This window comes from Arthrobacter sp. YC-RL1, assembly GCF_001454985.1.
Lineage (GTDB): Bacteria > Actinomycetota > Actinomycetes > Actinomycetales > Micrococcaceae > Glutamicibacter > Glutamicibacter soli.
The window spans coordinates 2,992,888-3,009,585 of sequence record NZ_CP013297.1 but is presented as its reverse complement, the minus strand read 5'-3'; the positions used below and the strand labels follow the sequence as shown (position 1 = coordinate 3,009,585).

Annotated in this window: 15 protein-coding genes; 5 read left to right on the top strand and 10 right to left on the bottom strand. The window is 64.4% G+C overall.

What is annotated here, in order from left to right:
* The first annotated feature begins 159 nt into the window (after positions 1–159).
* Positions 160–507: a hypothetical protein gene (locus tag ATC04_RS13950; RefSeq protein WP_047118499.1), complete on the top strand. Its 348-nt coding sequence runs from the start codon at positions 160–162 to the stop codon at positions 505–507.
* An 85-nt stretch (positions 508–592) separates the two neighbouring features.
* On the opposite strand, the gene ATC04_RS13945 is transcribed toward ATC04_RS13950, so the two are convergent.
* Both ATC04_RS13945 and ATC04_RS13940 read right to left on the bottom strand, forming a co-directional pair.
* Entirely contained in the window at positions 593–2,380 is a 1,788-nt protein-coding gene (locus ATC04_RS13945; RefSeq protein WP_047118500.1) for a biotin carboxylase N-terminal domain-containing protein, read from the bottom strand.
* A gap of 284 nt (positions 2,381–2,664) precedes the next feature.
* Positions 2,665–3,180 (bottom strand): CGNR zinc finger domain-containing protein, encoded by a 516-nt coding sequence (locus tag ATC04_RS13940; protein ID WP_047118501.1) that lies wholly within the window; start codon positions 3,178–3,180, stop codon positions 2,665–2,667.
* A 25-nt stretch (positions 3,181–3,205) separates the two neighbouring features.
* Between ATC04_RS13940 and ATC04_RS19415 the strand changes: the two genes are divergently transcribed.
* Positions 3,206–3,409, top strand: a complete 204-nt coding sequence (locus ATC04_RS19415) for a hypothetical protein (RefSeq protein ID WP_113606745.1) — start codon at positions 3,206–3,208, stop codon at positions 3,407–3,409.
* Between the two features lie 30 nt (positions 3,410–3,439).
* On the opposite strand, the gene ATC04_RS13935 is transcribed toward ATC04_RS19415, so the two are convergent.
* Together ATC04_RS13935 and ATC04_RS13930 are read right to left on the bottom strand one after the other, a co-directional pair.
* Positions 3,440–4,726, bottom strand: coding sequence for a glutathionylspermidine synthase family protein (locus ATC04_RS13935; protein WP_047118629.1), 1,287 nt, complete (start codon positions 4,724–4,726; stop codon positions 3,440–3,442).
* 17 nt (positions 4,727–4,743) lie between these two features.
* The gene (locus tag ATC04_RS13930; RefSeq protein WP_152666799.1) at positions 4,744–5,241 is read right to left on the bottom strand and encodes a hypothetical protein; all 498 of its coding nucleotides are present in this window, start codon (positions 5,239–5,241) and stop codon (positions 4,744–4,746) included.
* 303 nt (positions 5,242–5,544) lie between these two features.
* On the opposite strand from ATC04_RS13930, the gene ATC04_RS13925 reads away from it, so the two are divergent.
* Positions 5,545–5,985: a hypothetical protein gene (locus tag ATC04_RS13925; protein ID WP_047118503.1), complete on the top strand. Its 441-nt coding sequence runs from the start codon at positions 5,545–5,547 to the stop codon at positions 5,983–5,985.
* Positions 5,986–6,056: 71 nt separating this feature from the next.
* Here the strand turns inward: ATC04_RS13925 and ATC04_RS13920 are convergent, their stop codons facing one another.
* The 5 genes from ATC04_RS13920 to ATC04_RS13900 all read right to left on the bottom strand — a co-directional run bounded on the left by ATC04_RS13920 (position 6,057) and on the right by ATC04_RS13900 (position 13,868).
* Positions 6,057–6,698: a nucleoside triphosphate pyrophosphatase gene (locus ATC04_RS13920; RefSeq protein ID WP_047118504.1), complete on the bottom strand. Its 642-nt coding sequence runs from the start codon at positions 6,696–6,698 to the stop codon at positions 6,057–6,059.
* Positions 6,695–10,195 carry an MMPL family transporter gene (locus ATC04_RS13915; RefSeq protein WP_047118505.1) on the bottom strand — a complete coding sequence of 1,167 codons (3,501 nt, stop codon included), beginning with the start codon at positions 10,193–10,195 and terminating at the stop codon, positions 6,695–6,697. Before ATC04_RS13915 ends, ATC04_RS13920 begins: the two co-directional genes overlap by 4 nt.
* Before the next feature lie 4 nt (positions 10,196–10,199).
* Positions 10,200–10,871, bottom strand: a complete 672-nt coding sequence (locus ATC04_RS13910) for a TetR family transcriptional regulator (protein ID WP_052772276.1) — start codon at positions 10,869–10,871, stop codon at positions 10,200–10,202.
* Positions 10,872–10,951: 80 nt separating this feature from the next.
* Positions 10,952–12,373 carry a heparan-alpha-glucosaminide N-acetyltransferase domain-containing protein gene (locus tag ATC04_RS13905; protein ID WP_152666800.1) on the bottom strand — a complete coding sequence of 474 codons (1,422 nt, stop codon included), beginning with the start codon at positions 12,371–12,373 and terminating at the stop codon, positions 10,952–10,954.
* 166 nt (positions 12,374–12,539) lie between these two features.
* Positions 12,540–13,868 carry a dicarboxylate/amino acid:cation symporter gene (locus ATC04_RS13900; protein WP_231735985.1) on the bottom strand — a complete coding sequence of 443 codons (1,329 nt, stop codon included), beginning with the start codon at positions 13,866–13,868 and terminating at the stop codon, positions 12,540–12,542.
* 350 nt (positions 13,869–14,218) lie between these two features.
* Here ATC04_RS13900 and ATC04_RS13895 point away from each other — a divergent pair, with 350 nt between their 5' ends.
* Both ATC04_RS13895 and ATC04_RS13890 read left to right on the top strand, forming a co-directional pair.
* Entirely contained in the window at positions 14,219–14,515 is a 297-nt protein-coding gene (locus ATC04_RS13895; RefSeq protein ID WP_047118507.1) for a metalloregulator ArsR/SmtB family transcription factor, read from the top strand.
* A complete protein-coding gene (locus ATC04_RS13890) occupies positions 14,512–14,901 on the top strand; it encodes a VOC family protein (protein ID WP_047118508.1) in 390 nt (129 codons plus the stop codon). Before ATC04_RS13895 ends, ATC04_RS13890 begins: the two co-directional genes overlap by 4 nt.
* A 91-nt stretch (positions 14,902–14,992) precedes the next feature.
* Here the strand turns inward: ATC04_RS13890 and ATC04_RS13885 are convergent, their stop codons facing one another.
* Positions 14,993–16,663: a DUF885 domain-containing protein gene (locus tag ATC04_RS13885; RefSeq protein WP_047118509.1), complete on the bottom strand. Its 1,671-nt coding sequence runs from the start codon at positions 16,661–16,663 to the stop codon at positions 14,993–14,995.
* Positions 16,664–16,698 lie beyond the last annotated feature (35 nt).

The following is a 16,698-nucleotide window of genomic DNA, read 5'->3' as shown; positions in this document are numbered from 1 at the left end:
GCCGCTGTGGAGCGGCAACGGCTGCCATCAGGTACCGCTGGGTTTCGTTCCGTCTCGCCGGGATTCTCGGCCCGGAGTCGCCCGACATGCCATGTCCGCCATGGCGGGCGGCTTTCCGGGATACACGATGTTCCGTGGCCAGGCAACTACTCTGGTTTCATGGACTACATGACGCCCAGCAAGACGCAGCGCGCCTTGCTCGACAAGCTCATCGCCGCGGCTGAACCCGGACTTGCCGCTGCCCTGCAGAGCCAGTTCGAGGGAGCCTTGGTAGCCCCGGAGGAACACTGCTCGGAATGCTTCAAGCTGAAACCCGCCAATCGCAGTGTCCGTTTGCCCCGAGGCGTCGGCCGCCCGGTGTCCTTCGACATAGCTGAAACCGCGGAGGCGACGACGGCTGTGGACGTCCTGCTCTGGCATGAAGGCGGTTACATCGAGTCAGTGGAGATCAGCTGGGTGGGCGATGCGCACCCGAAGCTGGAAGACATCGATCTGGAATCCCGTTGATACGCAACGGCCGCCGCGACCCGAAGTTACCGGGTGGCGGCGGCCGTTGCGTGAGCTGCCGGGAGCTCCGGCAGCGCCAAGCGTTTTACTTTTCGTCGCTGATCGTGGCGATCACGGCGCCCGACGAAAGGGTTTCACCCGGGGTGACTTCCAGACCCGAGATGATGCCATCGCGGTGTGCGGTGATCGGCTGCTCCATCTTCATGGCTTCCAGCACCACAATCAGGTCGCCCTCGGAAACCTCGGCGCCGTTGTCCACGGCAACCTTCACGATGGTGCCCTGCATCGGGGAGCGCAGCTCGGCGCTGTTGCCGCCCGCGGCCCCGGCTGCCTTGCGGCCCGGCTTGCGCTTCTTCTTGGCTGCGGTGCTCTTCTCCGCGCCGTTGGAGGATGCCGAGCCCAGCGATGCCGGCAGGGTCACCTCCAGGCGCTTGCCGCCCACCTCGACGGTCACCGAGGTGCGCTCGGTGTCCTGTTCCTCGGCCTGCTCGGTCGGGAACGGATGCGGGGCGATGAAGGTGTCGAATTCGGTCTCGATCCAGCGCGTGTGCACGCGGAACGGGCCCTCGGCCGGAACGAAGGCCTGGTCGCTCATGACGGCGCGGTGGAACGGCAGCACGGTGGCCATGCCCTCGATCTGGAATTCCTCCAGGGCACGGCGGGCGCGGGCGGCGGCGATCTCGCGGGTCGGGCCGGTGATGATCAGCTTGGAGATCATCGAGTCGAAGTTGCCCGAGACGCTCTCGCCCTGCTCGATGCCCGAGTCGACGCGCACGCCGGGGCCCGACGGGAGGGTCATCTTGGTGATGGTGCCGGGGGTCGGCATGAAGCCGCGGCCTGCGTCCTCGCCGTTGATGCGGAACTCGAAGGAGTGGCCGCGCAGCTCGGGGTCGCCGTAGCCCAGCTCTTCGCCGCGGGCGATGCGGAACTGCTCGCGCACCAGATCCATGCCGGCGACCTCTTCGGAAACCGGGTGCTCGACCTGCAGACGGGTGTTGACCTCCAGGAAGGAGATGACCCCGTCCTGGCCCACCAGGAATTCGCAGGTGCCGGCGCCGGAGTAGTTGGCCTCGCGCAGGATGGCCTTGGACGACTCGTACAGGCGGGTGATCTGCTCCTCGCTCAGGTAGGGGGCCGGAGCCTCTTCCACGAGCTTCTGGTTGCGGCGCTGCAGCGAGCAGTCGCGGGTGGACACCACCACGACGTTGCCGTGCACATCGGCCAGGCACTGGGTTTCCACGTGGCGCGGGGCATCCAGGAAGCGTTCGATGAAGCATTCGCCGCGGCCGAAGGCCGCCACGGCCTCGCGGACTGCGGATTCGTAGAGCTCGCCGATTTCCTCGCGGTTGCGCACCACCTTGATGCCGCGTCCGCCCCCGCCGTAGGCAGCCTTGATGGCCAGCGGCAGGCCGTGCTCGTCGGCGAAGGCGTAGACTTCCTCGGCCGACTCGACAGGATCCTTGGTGCCCGGAACCAGCGGCGCGCCGACCTTCTCTGCGATGTGACGCGCCTTGACCTTGTCGCCCAGCTTGTCGATGGCCTCCGGCGATGGGCCGATCCACGTTAGGCCGGCGTCGATAACCGCCTGGGCGAACTCGGCGTTCTCCGAGAGGAAGCCGTAGCCCGGGTGGATTGCGTCGGCGCCGGAGCGCTCTGCCGCATCAAGAATCTTCTCAATGCGAAGGTACGATTCTGCAGCGGTGGTGCCGCCCAGCGCATAGGCCTCGTCGGCCAGGCGCACGTGCAGGGCATCGCGGTCGGAGTCTGCATAGACGGCAACCGACTCGATTCCCTCATCGCGGGCGGCACGGATAATGCGCACTGCAATTTCGCCGCGGTTGGCGATAAGTACCTTCGTCAATGGATTCATCATGAACCTTGTCTTCAAAAATTGGGGTTTCTCATCTAGGAGCCTATCGTTTTTGTGGGAACTATATGTAGTTAACCGCTCAAACCCGGGTGTTTGGCCAGAAACTTTGGAGGATTCCTACAAAATGAGTCTCCCGATGATGAATGCCTGTTGCGGCCGGCTCCGGCGCATCCGTGGCGCACGGGTCGAGGGTCCGGAAGTCGCAAACGGCTCGACGGGATGAATTCCGCTGGCACTAGCCCATAAGCGCCGGCAACAGGTCCCTGCTTGTTCCCTCCGAGGCGGCCTCAGGCACGTGCCCGGTGGCGCCGCACGGCCGCACGATTCGCGCAGCGGACACAGCAGTATCGCTGGCGTCCATTGCGCGTCACGTCCACCACGACGTTGGCGCACGGGGAAGCTTCGCAACGGTGCAGCCGGTGTATGCCGCGGGTGGTCAGGTGCAACGCGGTACCGGTGCAGATGACCGATCTGAGTACTTGGGGCATGCTTTGGCCATCGTCGCGGTAGTGCAGATGCCAGCCCTCGTTGTCGTGGTCGACCAGGCGCGGATAGGCGGCGGCCGAAGCCAGTTGGGTGTTGAGCAGCTGCGCGCGCTCCAGGTCCGAGGGCGCATCGACCACGGCAAGCCAATCGTCAATCACCGAACGCACCTGGGCATGGTCGTCGGGCAGCCGCGGGAAAGGCATGGACATGCCTACCTCGCGGGTGCGTTCCTCGATGCCGTCACGGTCCGAAGGCCAATGATTGGCCAGGGAAGACGCGAGCAGGACGGCGTATTCTCCGTAAGGGTTGAGTTGCATAAGGACATTACACCATGCTGAACTCATGACGAACACAGCCAAGGCAGAACAGCCGGAAACCCTGAACCACCGCGCATGCGACGAGCACAGCTGGGAAGTCGAATCCCGGCACTGGACTTCCGAAGGCGAGGTGGTCTACACGCAATGCAGCGCTTGCGTTACCCGCCGCATGCAGCTCCGGCCAGTTGCGCAGCAATTATCGATGGGCAGCCATGAATTGCGTCTATAACTCGACGGGACGCGCCGGCGCCCCGGCCTGCTAGCGCGTCACGACGTGCGGAATGAAATTCGCGAAGTTGTCGGTGATCGGCCCGTGGCTTTCGCGGATGGCCAGCCCCGAAGGCTCGCCATCGATCATCCAGACGCCCAGCACCGTGCTGACATCCTTGCGCTCGTCCTCGCGGTGGAAGACCGGCGGCAGGGCGAGCTCCTGGAGGATGAACCCTTCCTCGCCGTAGCCCTGTACCTCGCCCAGGGTGAGTTCCCCGTTGGGGCTGTGCAGGGTGATGTCCGCGCCTTCCCGGCTGAGCAGCGGTTTGCGCACGTAGCCCAGGCGTTCCAGATATGACGGCTGCTGGCCCTCGAACCAGGCAGGCAGCAGGTACTGCGAGCGGTCCGGGTCGTTGCCGAAGAGCTTCCACAACACCGGCAGGATGGCCTTGGTGCTCCACAGCATCTTGTAGGGCGGTTCGATCCAGATGGTGCCGCCCTGGTAGGAGGCGCCGTTGAACCCGGAATCAAGCATGTCGTTGAACAGGGCATCGGCGTGCTCGCTGTGGACCATGTGTTCCCACGGGTAGAGCTTGAAGATGACCTGGATAGCCGGTCCGTCTTCCCCGGCGCGGTAGCGCCCTTCGCCGTCTACCCACAGGTTCTCGATATAGATGGTCTCGGTACGGTAGCCGGCCGCGGCGCAGGTGTCGCGCAGCACCAGCGTATTCATCTCATCCTCGTGGGATGTGTCTTCTGCGCTGCAGGCGAAGTAGACCGTGGGCATGCTACCGATCTTGCGGGTCACCAAATCCAGGTTGCGCTGCCAGGCGACAACGAGGTCCTCGTACATGTTGGTCCACTGGGTGGCGCCGAGGTTGCGGTTGTCCTCGAACCATTGCCACTGCACGAGGGATTCGACCAGCGAGGTCGGGGTGTCGGCGTTGAACTCGTAGAGCTTCGGGATGCGCTGGTCTGCTTCCGGATGGTCCAGCCCGCCGAAGCGGAAGTCGAAGCGTCCGTACACCGAGCCGCAGGCAGGCTCCTCGTTCCAGCTGTCGATGATCGCGCGCATGGCGCGGCGGGGAATACCGAATCGTGCAAGGTCGGCGGCGCCTGAGGGGGAGAGCAGGTAGTCCCCGGCCTCCTCCAGCATCGCGAAGACCGATGCCGAGGCGCGGTGCAGGACCTCGATTTCCTTAGGCGACAGCTCGTAGTAGGCGTCATCGCGCCAATAGCGGTAGAGCTCGGGAGACGTGCTCACCCGATCCTCATGGGTGTAGACCAGCCCGGCCGCATTGACCTTGGCAAGGTAGTCCGGGCGGGCGGTAGTCATTTTGCGCTGCATCGTGCTTAGCCTCCCGAAGACCCGCCGCCGAAGCCGCCCGAATGGCCGCTGCCGCTGTTCTGCTTGGAAGTCGAGTTCTGCTTGGAGGGCGAGCCGAATCCGGCCGGCTTGCCGGTGGACGCCGAGTAGCCGTTGCGCACGGTGCCGGAAAGGCCTGCCTTGCTGCGGGCGGCCGCATCATCGGAGCGGAAACGCTGGGTGGACTGCGATGGATCGAGCTTGGTGCCAGGGCGCAGGCCGCCGGCGTAGCGGCCGATCATGAAGAACATCAGCGCGGTGCCGATTCCGGGCCCGTGGTGTTGCGTGGAAGTCTGCTGGGCATCATCGCACTGGGTCTCGTCGACAATGACATTGTCTTCATCCACGCAGTACACCGTGTCCTCTGCGGCCGCAGTGGTAGGGTCTGGAGTGGACTCGAAACCGGAGTCGCTGCCGCAGCTGGTCAACACCAGAGCCGCAGCGGTGGCTACCGCTGGCAAGGTGAATCGTCGTTGGACGTTCAAGATCTAGGTACTTTCTGAAGGGAATAGGATTCCTACAGCCATGCTATCTAGTTCAGGCAGCAGGTCGGTGCAATGACAGTACCTGCCGCCGCGCGCAACTAGCGGGACTGCTCACACCGGGCCGCAGCTAGACGCCGACACCCGGAGCCGATAACCGCTGCCTGCGGCCGGGGGGATACCCGGTGATTGTTCCAGCAACCAGCCGCCAACGAGGTAACGATTCTGACTCGTTTTCGAGCAATCAAACGCGGTCCTCACGCTCTCCGATAGGCTCTGGTCAACGGGAACTAAGGAGCATGCCTAGTGAGAATCCGTTTTTTTGGCCCGGCCCTGCTGCTCGGCATGAGCGTCGCAATGCTCTCCGGCTGCGCAAGCGGTTCGGGCATTCCCGCCATCCACCAGCAGGCGCAGGAAGAAGACCGTTGGCCCGGCGACCAAGCATTGCTTTCCGACAGCGGCATGGCCGTTGACACGTCCAGGCTGCTGGCCAGCCACAATGACTTGGACTACTACGTCACCACCTCCGAAGACCAAAAGATGGCATGCCTGTTCAAATTCGAGCACGCTGATCCCAGTGAAGGGGCGATGGGTGGATGCGGCGGGCTGGGCGGAACAGATTTTATCGTCGAATTTTCAACGCCCGAGGGCCACACGGCACTCGTGCGCAATGACGCCGAGATCCGCAATTACGAGTCCGAGGGATGGCAGCAAATCCACGAGAACATCTTCATCAAGGGTCCCTGACCGAACCACAAAGCGGAGCCTGCCACGAAGAATTCGTGGCAGGCTCCGCTTTGTGGTGATCTAGCTGGATGCTACTTCCAGAGGTCGATGATCTGCACTCCCGCTTGGCCCAGCAGGGCGCGAAGCGTGGAAACGTCCAGCCCCACAACGTTCTGGAAATTTCCCTCGATTGACTCGATGAAGGAAGCCGCCAGTCCGTCAATGGTGAATGCCCCGGCGCAGGGCAGCGGCTCCCCGCTGGCTACGTAGGCTTCGATCTCCGCCTCGCTGACCTTGGAAAAATGCACCACGGTGGAGGAGATCCGGCCCTGGGCCGCCTCCGGGTTGAGCGTGTCGATGAGCCAGTGGCCCGAGTGCAGGACTCCGGTCGAACCGCTCAGCTGCTGCCAGCGCTCGCGCGCCACCTCGGGAGTGTGCGGTTTGCCGTAGGCCACGCCGTCCAGCTCGAACACCGAATCGCAGCCGAGCACCAGGGTGCCTTCCCGGTGGTCAGCGGCTGCGACATCCTCCGCCTTGGCCTTGGCCAGCAGCAACGCTGTTTGCGCCGGAGTCCGCGGGCCGAGCTCGTCCACTGCGGACTGGAGCACTGCATCCTCATCGACATTCGACACCTGGGTATCGAACGCCAGACCTGCATCGGTGAGCACCTTCTTGCGGCCCCAGGACGCGGAGGCGAGCAGCAAGCGCGCCGGAGTCTCTACGACTTCACTCATACGGTGACATCCTCCTTGGCGCCGGCGGCGCCGCCATGCGGGTTGTTGTTGTCCTCGGCCTCAAGCATGGCGTTCAGCTTGGAGCCTTCCACGTCGACATCCGGCAGGATCTTGTCCAGCCACTTCGGAAGGTACCAGGCTTTGTCGCCGAGCAGGTGCATGAGCGCCGGGATCAGCGTCATGCGCACCACGAAGGCGTCGAAGAGCACACCCACCGCCAGGGCGAAGCCCAGCGGGCGGATCATGGACAGGTGCGAGAACACGAAGCCTGCGAACACCGAGATCATGATCAGCGCGGCGGCTGTGACCACCGGGGCGGCCATGGAGAATCCGGAGCGCACCGCGTCGCGGGCAGGCTCGCCATGGGCGAAGCGCTCCCGCATCGCGGAGACCAGGAAGACCTGGTAGTCCATGGCGAGTCCGAACAGGATGCCGGTCAGCAGGATCGGCAGGAAGCTGAGCAGCGGGCCGGGCACGTTCACGTCGAAGACGCTGGCCATCCAGCCGAACTGGTAGACCATGACGCTGGCACCGAAGGCCGCGGCCAGCGACAGCAGGAACCCGCCGGTGGCCAGCACCGGCACCACCACTGAACGGAAGACCAGCAGCAGCAGGATCAGCGACAGGCCCACCACGATGGCCAGGTACGGAACCAGCGCCTCGGTGACCTTCTCCGACACGTCGATCTGGGCGGCCACTTGGCCGGTCAGCGAGATCGTGGCGCCGGTGGCGTCATGGAACTTCGAGTAGTCCGCGCGCAGCTGGTGCACCAGCGCCTCGGTGGCTTCCGAGGACGGGCCGTCGGTCGGGATGACCTGGATCGCTGACAGCGTGCGGTCCTCGGTCATGGTCACGGGGATGGCAGCCACCACTCCGTCGTAGTCGCGCAGCATATCCGCCACGTCCAGCGACATGGTGTCGGCGTCGCGCTGCGACAGTCCTTCCGGCAGGTCCGCGAGGACCAGCAGCGGGCCGTTGTAGCCGGCGCCGAACTTGTCGCTGGTCTGCTCGAAGGCCTGGAAGGCCTGCGAGTCGGCCGGCTCGGCACTGCCGTCCGGCAGCGCGGTGCGCATCTGGGCCGAGGGCAGGGCGATGGCGCCGAGCACCACAACCACCAGCAGGACGGCCGGGATGGCCACCTTGGTCACCGTGCGCACCCAGCGCGAGGAGATCGGTTCCTTGATCGTCGGGTTCTCCGCCTCGACGGCGGCCTTGGCACGGGCCCGCTTGGAGACCAGCCGGTTGCCGGCCAGCGACAGCAGCGCCGGCAGCAAGGTGATGTTCAGCAGCACCGAGCAGAGCACGGTGAACGCGGCCGAGAGGCCCAGCACGCTCAGGAACGGCAAGCCCGGCACGGTCAGCGCAGCCAGCGCGATGATCACGGTCAGGCCGGCGAAGACCACCGCGTTGCCGCTGGTGCCCACGGCGCGCGCGATGGATTCGCCCACGTCCATGCCGCCCAGCAGCTGCGACCGGTGCCGGTGGATGATGAACAACGCGTAGTCGATGCCCACCGCGAGACCCAGCATGAGCGCCAGCGCGGGGGTAATCGAGGCCATGTCGATCAGCGAGGAGAACGCCAAGGTGGTGCCCACGCCGGCGCCGACGCCGAGGATGGCCAGCAGCAGCGGCAGCCCGGCGGCGACCAGCGTGCCCAGCATTGCCAGCAGCACGATCGCGGCAATCACCACGCCGATGACTTCGGCCGCGCCGAAGATCGAGGACATGTCCTGCAGGATCTCCTTGGAGAACAGCACCTCGACGCCGTTGGCCTGCGGGCCGGCGGCGATGGCGGTGATCATGTCTCGTTCGGAGGTGGTCAGCGCATCGGTCTGCACCTTGAAGGTCACCTGCGCGACGGCGGTGCTGCCGTCCTCGGAGACAAAGCGCATGCCATTGCTGGAGTTGACCTGGCGGGAAGCGAACTCAAGCTCGGCCCGGCCTGATTCCAGGTCCTTCTCGGCGGTGGCAATGTCCTTTTCCGCCTGCTCCAGCTCGGCGGTCTTTTCCTTGACGGTCGCTTCGCCTTCTTCAAGCTTGGTCTTGGCCGCGGCCAGCTCGGCCTTGCCTGCCTCGAACTCCGCCTTTTTTTGGTCGAATTCAGCCTGCCCGGCGGCCAGCTGGGACTTGCCTGCACGCAGTTCGGCCCAGCCGCTGTTCAGCTTGGCGCGGTTGGCGGCGAGCTCAGACTTGGCGGCGTCCAGCTGGGACTTCGCTCCGGTCAGTTCGGTCTTGGCGGACACGAGCTTCCCGCGGTTCTTGTCCAGTTCAGCCTGGCCGGTCTTCAGCTCGGCTGCGCCGGCATCCAGCTGCTTGCGGGCGGCGTCCAGCTTGGCCAAGCCGCTCTGTGCTGCATTGATCTGGTCCAGCGATCCCTGGGCCTGTTCGATTCCTGTCGTTGCCTGATCGCGTCCGGCAACGGCTACTGCCTTTTGGGTTTCAGCCTTGGCCCGACCGGCGGTGAGCTGCTCCAACATGCCGGTGTACTTGGCGATATCGGCTTCGTTGTTGTCAGCCTCCGCCTGGTCCAGCTGCTTCTGGGTCTGGTCGATCTGGGTGGTCAACCCTGCAATGGCGGCATCTGCCTGCTTGATCCCGGCCTCTGAGGCCGCGAGGCCTTCCTCGGCCTGCTTCAGCCCGGTGGTGGCCTGTGTCTTGCCGGCCGCAAGCTGCGCTTCGACCTTGTCGCGAGGCTGGCCTTGCAGGATGGCATCCATGCCGGCGGCGTATTCCTTCTCGCCGGAGTCGATCTTGGCCTGGGCGGCGTCGAGCTTCTTCTCTCCGGCCTGGAACTGCTTTAGTCCCTTGTCGTACTGCGAGCGGCCGGCGTTGTACTCCTGCAGGCCCGCGTCGTACTTCTTCTGCCCGGCATCCAGCTGCGCCTGGCCGCTGGTCAGCTGCGCTTCGGCCCGCTCCAGCTCGGCGCGGCCGGTGGCCAGCTGCGCCGCGGCCGCATCGATCTGCGGCTGCCCGGCGGCGATCTGGTCCTGGCCCTTGTTGTACTCGGCCCAGCCGTCGGTGATGTCCTGCTTGGCGTCTGCCAGCTGCTGCTTGCCGTCGGCGATCTGCTTTTTGCCGTCGTCCAGCTTCTTCTGCCCGTCGACCAGCTTCTGCTGCGCCTTGTCCAGCTCAGGCTTTGCATCGTCAAGCTGCTCCTGCAGCTTGAACGGGCTCGTGGCGTCCACCACCTGCGGGTGCAGGCCCAGCTGCTCCAGCGAGTCGGCAATCGACTGCTTCTGCGCTTCGTTCAGCGGTTTGCCCGAGCTTTCGCGGAACACGATGGAGCCCGAGCCGCCGGCGAGATCCGGCAGCTCTTCCTTCATCCGGTCCAGGGTGCGCTGGGTTTCGGTGCCCGGGATGGTGAAGGTGTTGGACAGCTGCCCCATGAAGAGGCTGGCGGAAACGCCGATGAAAATGAATGCGGCCAGCCACATCGCGATCACGCGGTAGTGGTGCCGATGAGCCCACCGGGCGAGGCGGTAAAGCATTGAAGCCATGGGATCAGTCTTCCTGGAGTGGTAGCGCGGCGGTGGTGGGCAGGGCGGCGAATCCCTCGTCGAGGGTTTTCATCGCCTGGGTGATCAGATGGTGGAACTCGGCGACCAGCTCGTCGGAGAGTTCCATGGGGGATCCGTTGGGGCTCGGGAGCCGTTCGATCCATTCATCGAAGGCTGCCTGTCCGGCGCCCAGGATGGCGTGGGTGAACACGCGGATGGAGAAGCTGTCGGCCTGCGGATAACGGCGGGCGACCCGCTGGATGACATCCGTGGTAGCGATCTGCCATTCGTCCATGTTGGCCGGGTAGCAGCCGGTCGGGGAATCTGTCTTGAGATAGGCGCCGAACAAGGCGACCTGGCCCAGGAGCTTGGCGACCTCGTCGGATTTCAGCGCCAGCACGATGGCCTCGATCAGCGGCATCGTGTCGGTCAGCTCGTTGATCGACTCGACCATGGTTTCCAGCACCGCATGCAGCGGGTAGGACAGGATCGCGTCCACCGTGGGGAAGTAGTTGAACAGCGTGCGCCGGGAAATGCCGGCGGCCTCCGCGATCTGCGTGGCGGTGATGCCGGCGCCGTGCCCCTCGTGAAGGAGATCCGATGCGGCGGCGACGATCGCCTGCAGGGTGGCTTGCTTGTTTTTTTCGCGGCGATTGCCGACGCTGAGGGAAGTCACATACTTACACTACGTGCAAAGTTGCACTCTGTGCAAAACAAAAATGAGTGCAACGTGCATTGCGGCACTGATGATTTCGGCTATTCCGTGGTGCGGTTGCCGGTCTGAACTGGATTGGGGGCTCCAGCCATAGCACGGGCTGACAAGCCGGCCAGCCGTTCCAGCGGACCGCGTCCCAGGAAAATGGCCCAGAGGGTGCTTCCGATCAACAGCGCCATCACGGTGAGGGGCAAGGCCGTATCCGACATGAGCATGCCCCCGGGCCCGGCAGCAATAAAATAGCTGACCAGATGGGCGCAGTAGGCGGTCAGCGGCATCGAGCCCATGGCGGCCACGGGCAGAGCTATCCAGCGCAGCGGCGCAGCAACCAGAAGACACAGGCCGAGAACGATGATGGCGAACCCGCCCGAGCCGATAATTTCCGCAGTGGCGCCGGAGTGCGGTTCTGCGCTGAAAAACGCCAGCCATGCGGAGGCCCCGATTTCTTCGGGGCTGATTGTCTGCGCAAGCTCTGCCCAGCCTATGCCGGAGAAATACGAAGCATCGTAGGAGGAGCTATCGGGCCATTGGTCTGAAGAAAGCCCCGGCTCATCCATGCTTTGCCGCTCGGGGACCTCCTCCGGCGGCACGCAGCTCACGTAGGAACCGGGCTCGCCTTCACAGTACATCCCGCCCAGATCGAGTTTCTCTGCCGGCACATACTCGGGCATTGGCATGCTGGAATCACCGATCAGGTCCTCACCGTCAAAGCTTTCTTCCAAGAATGGCGTGACGGATCCCGGCGCGGGGATGATGGCTGCACCATAGCCGATGAATGCCAGCACCATTCCCGCGGCCAGGAGCTTGCCGGCCGTGGCTGCTGAGGCAAGTCGGAATTGTCCAATGGCCATCCCCGCAAAGATCAGCGCCAGCCAGGCGGCGGCCGAGTAGATGCCGAAGAACGTCAGCATGGCTCCGGGGGCGGAGGGTTCCAAGAGGACGGTCTTCAACACTGCTAGTGTGGCGGGGCCCAGCACAGCGCAAATAACCGACAACACCAAGAGTTTGCCTGCGCTCCAACGTAGAAAGGGTATTGCCGCTACGTAAAGCACTCCGTAGATCGTCAAGATCACCGCGATGGGAGTGTTCAGCAATTCTAGGACCAGGCCAATGGCAAAGATGAAGGCGCCTCGACCCAACATGGCAAGCCTGATCTGGGGGAGCTCAGCAGCCGAGGGGCGCGACCTGCCTCCTGTCATGAGGCTGATGGAGATGCCTGCCAGCAGGGCGAAAAGGAGAGAAGACCGGCCGTTGGCCAACGCGCCCCAGGTGCCCGGTGTGAACAAGTCGACTTCTTCGGGCATATCAAGGTGCGCGAGGACCATTCCCAGAATTGCCAAGCCGCGAGCCAGGTCCAATCCCATGACACGTGGGGGCCGTCCAAAATTCTGCAGCCGGGTTCTGAAGCTTGCCTGGGAATGCGCGGGAGCTACCGGATCTTCGCTCTGTTCGATGGTCGTCACAAGCTGAATCTTATAGTCGATTTCGTGTGTGACCTGTAACAATTTGGATACTTTTATTGCCTTGACGTCGCTTTGCCATTTCCCGGCAAGAGCTCTGGGGGCTTAACCGAAGTGACCACCAAACCCCAAAGGGTTTGGTGGTCAAACGACGGCGAATATTCGGGAGCTAGGCCTTGGCTGGCTCCAGTTCCTCGGACAGGTTGTCCTCGGCGAACGGATTCCCGTTGCGCGGCGCGTTGTAGAGGTCCAGATCCAGGATGCCTTCGCGCTTGGCGACGATGGTCGGGACCAGCGCCTGGCCGGCGACGTTGACCGCGGTGCGGCCCATGTCCACGATCGGGTCCACTGCCAACAGCAGGCCTACGCCGGCCAATGGCAGTCCCAGGGTGGACAGCGTCAGGGTCAGCATCACGATGGCCCCGGTGGTGCCAGCGGTGGCCGCCGAGCCCAGAACCGAAACCAGGGCGATCAGCAGGTAGTCGGCCAGCGTCAGGTCGATCTGGAAGAACTGGGCCACGAAGATCGCGGAGATCGCCGGGTAGATCGCCGCGCAGCCGTCCATCTTGGTGGTGGCGCCCAGCGGCACGGCGAAGGAAGCGTAGCCCGAGGGCACGCCGAGGTTGCGCTCGGTCACGCGCTGTGTCAGCGGCAGGGTGCCGATCGAGGAGCGGGAGACGAAGCCCAGCTGGACCGCCGGCCAGACGCCGGAGAAGTACTGCTTGATGGACAGACCGTGCAGGCGGACCAGGACCGGGTAGAGCGCGAAGAGCACCAGGGCCAGGCCGACGTAGATCGCCAGGGTGAACTTGCCCAGCGCGCCGATGGTGTCCCAGCCGTAGGTGGCGACGGCGTTGCCGATCAGGCCCACGGTGCCGATTGGCGCAAGACGGATGATCCACCACAGCACCTTCTGGATGATGGCCAGGATCGATGCGGAGAAGTTCAGGAACGGCTCGGCGGCCTTGCCGACCTTCAGCGCCGCCACGCCCACGGCGATGGCGATCACCAGGATCTGCAGCACGTTGAAGCTGACCGAGGTGCTGGCGACGCCGTCCTCCATCCGGGTGCTGGCGCCCAGGCCCAGGAAGTTCGACGGGATCAACCCAGTGAGGAAGCCCAGCCAGTCGCCGGTTTTGCCGGTGTACTCTTCCGGGGTTCCTTGCCCGGTGTTGGCTCCCGGCTGGAAGACCAGTCCGAGGGCCATGCCGATGGTCACGGAGATCAGCGCGGTGATGCCGAACCACAGCAGGGTCTGCCAGGCCAGTCGGGCCGCGTTGGTGACCTTGGAGAGGTTTGCAATCGAGGCGACCACAGCGAAGAAGATCAGCGGTATGACCGCCGTGCGCAGCAGGGCCACGTAGCTTGAGCCAATGATCTGCAGGGCTTCACCCAGACCGTTGGGCTGTTCGGCAGTGCTGCCGGTGTACTTGGCGGCCAGGCCGAGCAACAGGCCGACAATGAGAGCCGCGATGATCTGCGGCCCAAAGCTTGTCATCCAACGTGGTAGTCGGGAAGAAGGTGCGGTTTTTGACATGTCACACACCGTAGGCCTTAAATTCCCGGGGCGCGCAGTTTCTGTTACGCAACATGACGAATGCGGATTTTCTGTGATTTGTGACGCCCCTGGAAAGCGGGATTGAGCCGCGGATCACTGTCAAGTGGGGAATTTCCTGCCGGGATTTCGAAATATGACGGCTGGATTAGACGGCATGAAACGTGAGCGCTACACGCCGAACGCCGGTGGTAGTTGACAACGCGGCGCTCCGGCCAACAGGTCTCCGCCAGGCGGGAAAAGCCTCGCCGCGAACATTGACAGGCAAGTGGATACTTGCCTATTCTCGTTGCATGGCGGATCTATTCAAGGCTCTGGCAGACAGCACGCGGCGCATCATCATGGACGAACTCGCGCTGCGCGATGGCCAGACCCTGTTCGAAATCTGCGGGCGGCTGGCCATGATCCACGAGCTGGCCATGAGCCGGCAGGCCGTCTCGCAGCATCTGGCGGTGCTGGAAGACGCCGGTCTGGTCATCTCGCGCCGGGAGGGCCGCTATAAGTTGCACCACCTGGATACCGCTCCGCTGCGGGAGATCGCCGAACGGTGGCCGCAAACCCATACCAACGACCAAGGGACGAACCAATGAAGATCTATATCACCAGCGTCTTTGTCGACGACCAAGCCAAGGCGCGCGAGTTCTATACCAAGGTGCTGGGTTTCGTGGTCAAGCACGACATCCCGGTGGGGGAGGACTGCTGGCTGACGCTGACCTCGCCGGATGCGCTCGCCGGTCCCGAGCTGCTGCTGGAGCCCTCCGGCCACCCGGCGGTGGCTCCGTTCCGCGAAGCACTGGTCAGCGACGGCATCCCGTTCACGTCCTTTGCCGTGGAGGATGTCAACGCCGAATACGAGCGGATGCTTGCCCTGGGTGTCGTCTTCACCCAGCCGCCCACAGAAATGGGTCCGGTCACCACCGCGGTCTTCGATGACACCTGCGGCAACCTGATCCAGCTGTCCAACTACAAGGACTGAATTCGCGGCAGTCCGCAAACGGCGACAGGGTTCCCTCGACCGCGTGGTCGAGGGAACCCTGTCGCATTCATATAAGTTTTCCGGCGGCTTCTCAGCCGTCCAGCAGTGCGCGCTTGAGCGTGTCCAGGCCGACCGAACCCAGCTTCAGCGCCCGGGTGTGGAAGGCCCGCACATCGAAGTTTTCGCCCTCGCGGGCGGCCAGCTCATCGCGGATCTGCTCCCACAGGCGCTGCCCGACCTTGTAGCTCGGAGCCTGCCCCGGCCAGCCCAGGTAGCGCGTGAATTCGAAGTCCAGCTGTCCGGGGGAATCGTCGAAGTTGGCGCGCAGGAAGTCGTAGCCCTTCTCCGGGGTCCAGATTCCTTCGCCCCATGCGGCGGGGATCTCCAGCTCGAGATGCACACCGATGTCGAAGACCACGCGGGCCGCGCGCATCCGCTGCGCGCCGAGCATTCCCATGTAGTCTCCCGGGTCGTTCAGGTAGCCCAGCTGCTGCATCAGCCGCTCCGAGTACAGGGCCCAGCCTTCGCCGTGTCCGGAAACCCAGCACAGGTTGCGGCGCCACTTGTTCAGCGTGTCCGCCTGCAGTTGCGCGGTGCCGATCTGCAGGTGGTGGCCCGGAACGCCCTCGTGGTACACCGTGGTGAGTTCGGACCAGGTGGTGAACTCGTCCTCGCCCGGCGGAATGGACCACCACATGCGTCCGGGGCGGGAGAAGTCCTCGGACGGGCCGGTGTAGTAGATGCCGCCGTCCTCGGTCGGGGCGATCATGCACTCGATGCGGTCCATCGGCGCCGGGATGTCGAAGTGTGTTCCGGCCAGGTCCCGGACCGCGGCGTCCGCCTTGGACTGCATCCATTCGCGCAGCGCGTCCTTGCCGGCCAGCTTGCGCTCCGGATCCGCGTTCAGGATCTCCTTGGCCTCCGCGATGGAGGCACCGGGCTTGATCTGCTGCGCCACGCGTTCCTGCTCGGCGATGATCCTGCCCAGCTCCTCGACGCCCCAGGCGTAGGTCTCCTCGAGATCGACTTCGGCGCCCAGGAAATCGCGCGAGGCGAGGGCATACTGCTCGCGTCCCACGGCGTCCTTGGCCGGGGCCGCGGGCAGCAGCTCGTCTTCCAGGACCGAGGCCAGTTTGCGGTATGCAGCCTTGGATGCGTCGGCGCCGGAGGCCAAGGCTTCGCTCAGCGAGGCGTCCAGCTTGGCGCCGTGAGCCGCCAGCTCGTCGAAGAAGCCGCCGTCCTTGGCGTAGTCCGTCGACTGCTCCATGACGATCTTCACCTGGCGGTGTGCGGCGACCAGCCCCTTGGAAGCAGAGTCGCGCAGGGACTCGATGTAGCCGTCCATGGCGGCCGGCAGATTCGCCAGTCGCCGGGCGATATGCCCGAAGTCCTCGGCCGAGTCCTGCGGCATGAGGTCGAAGATGGCGCGGATCCCCTGGGCCGGGCAGGCAATGTTGTTCAGTTCGGTGCGGCCGGTGGCAATGATCTCCAGCTCCAGCCCCAGGCGTTCCTGCATGGCATCGAGGGTGACCTTGTCGATGTCGTCCACGGGCTGCAGCTCTCCGAGCTTGGCCAATGTGTTGCGGGCGGCCTCGGCGTAGCGCCGGGTTCCCTCGGGGGAGTAGTCGCCGTACAGGCTTTCGTATCCGGGCAGTCCGAGTTCCGCCCCGAGGTCCGGGTAGATCCGCAGGGTGTGCTCGAAGTGTTCATCTGCTACGGCGTCGATGGCCGTGGCGGCGCGAGGTGATGTCTCGTTGTTCATGCGGCAAGCCTAGTTGATCTGAAACAGATGTTGAA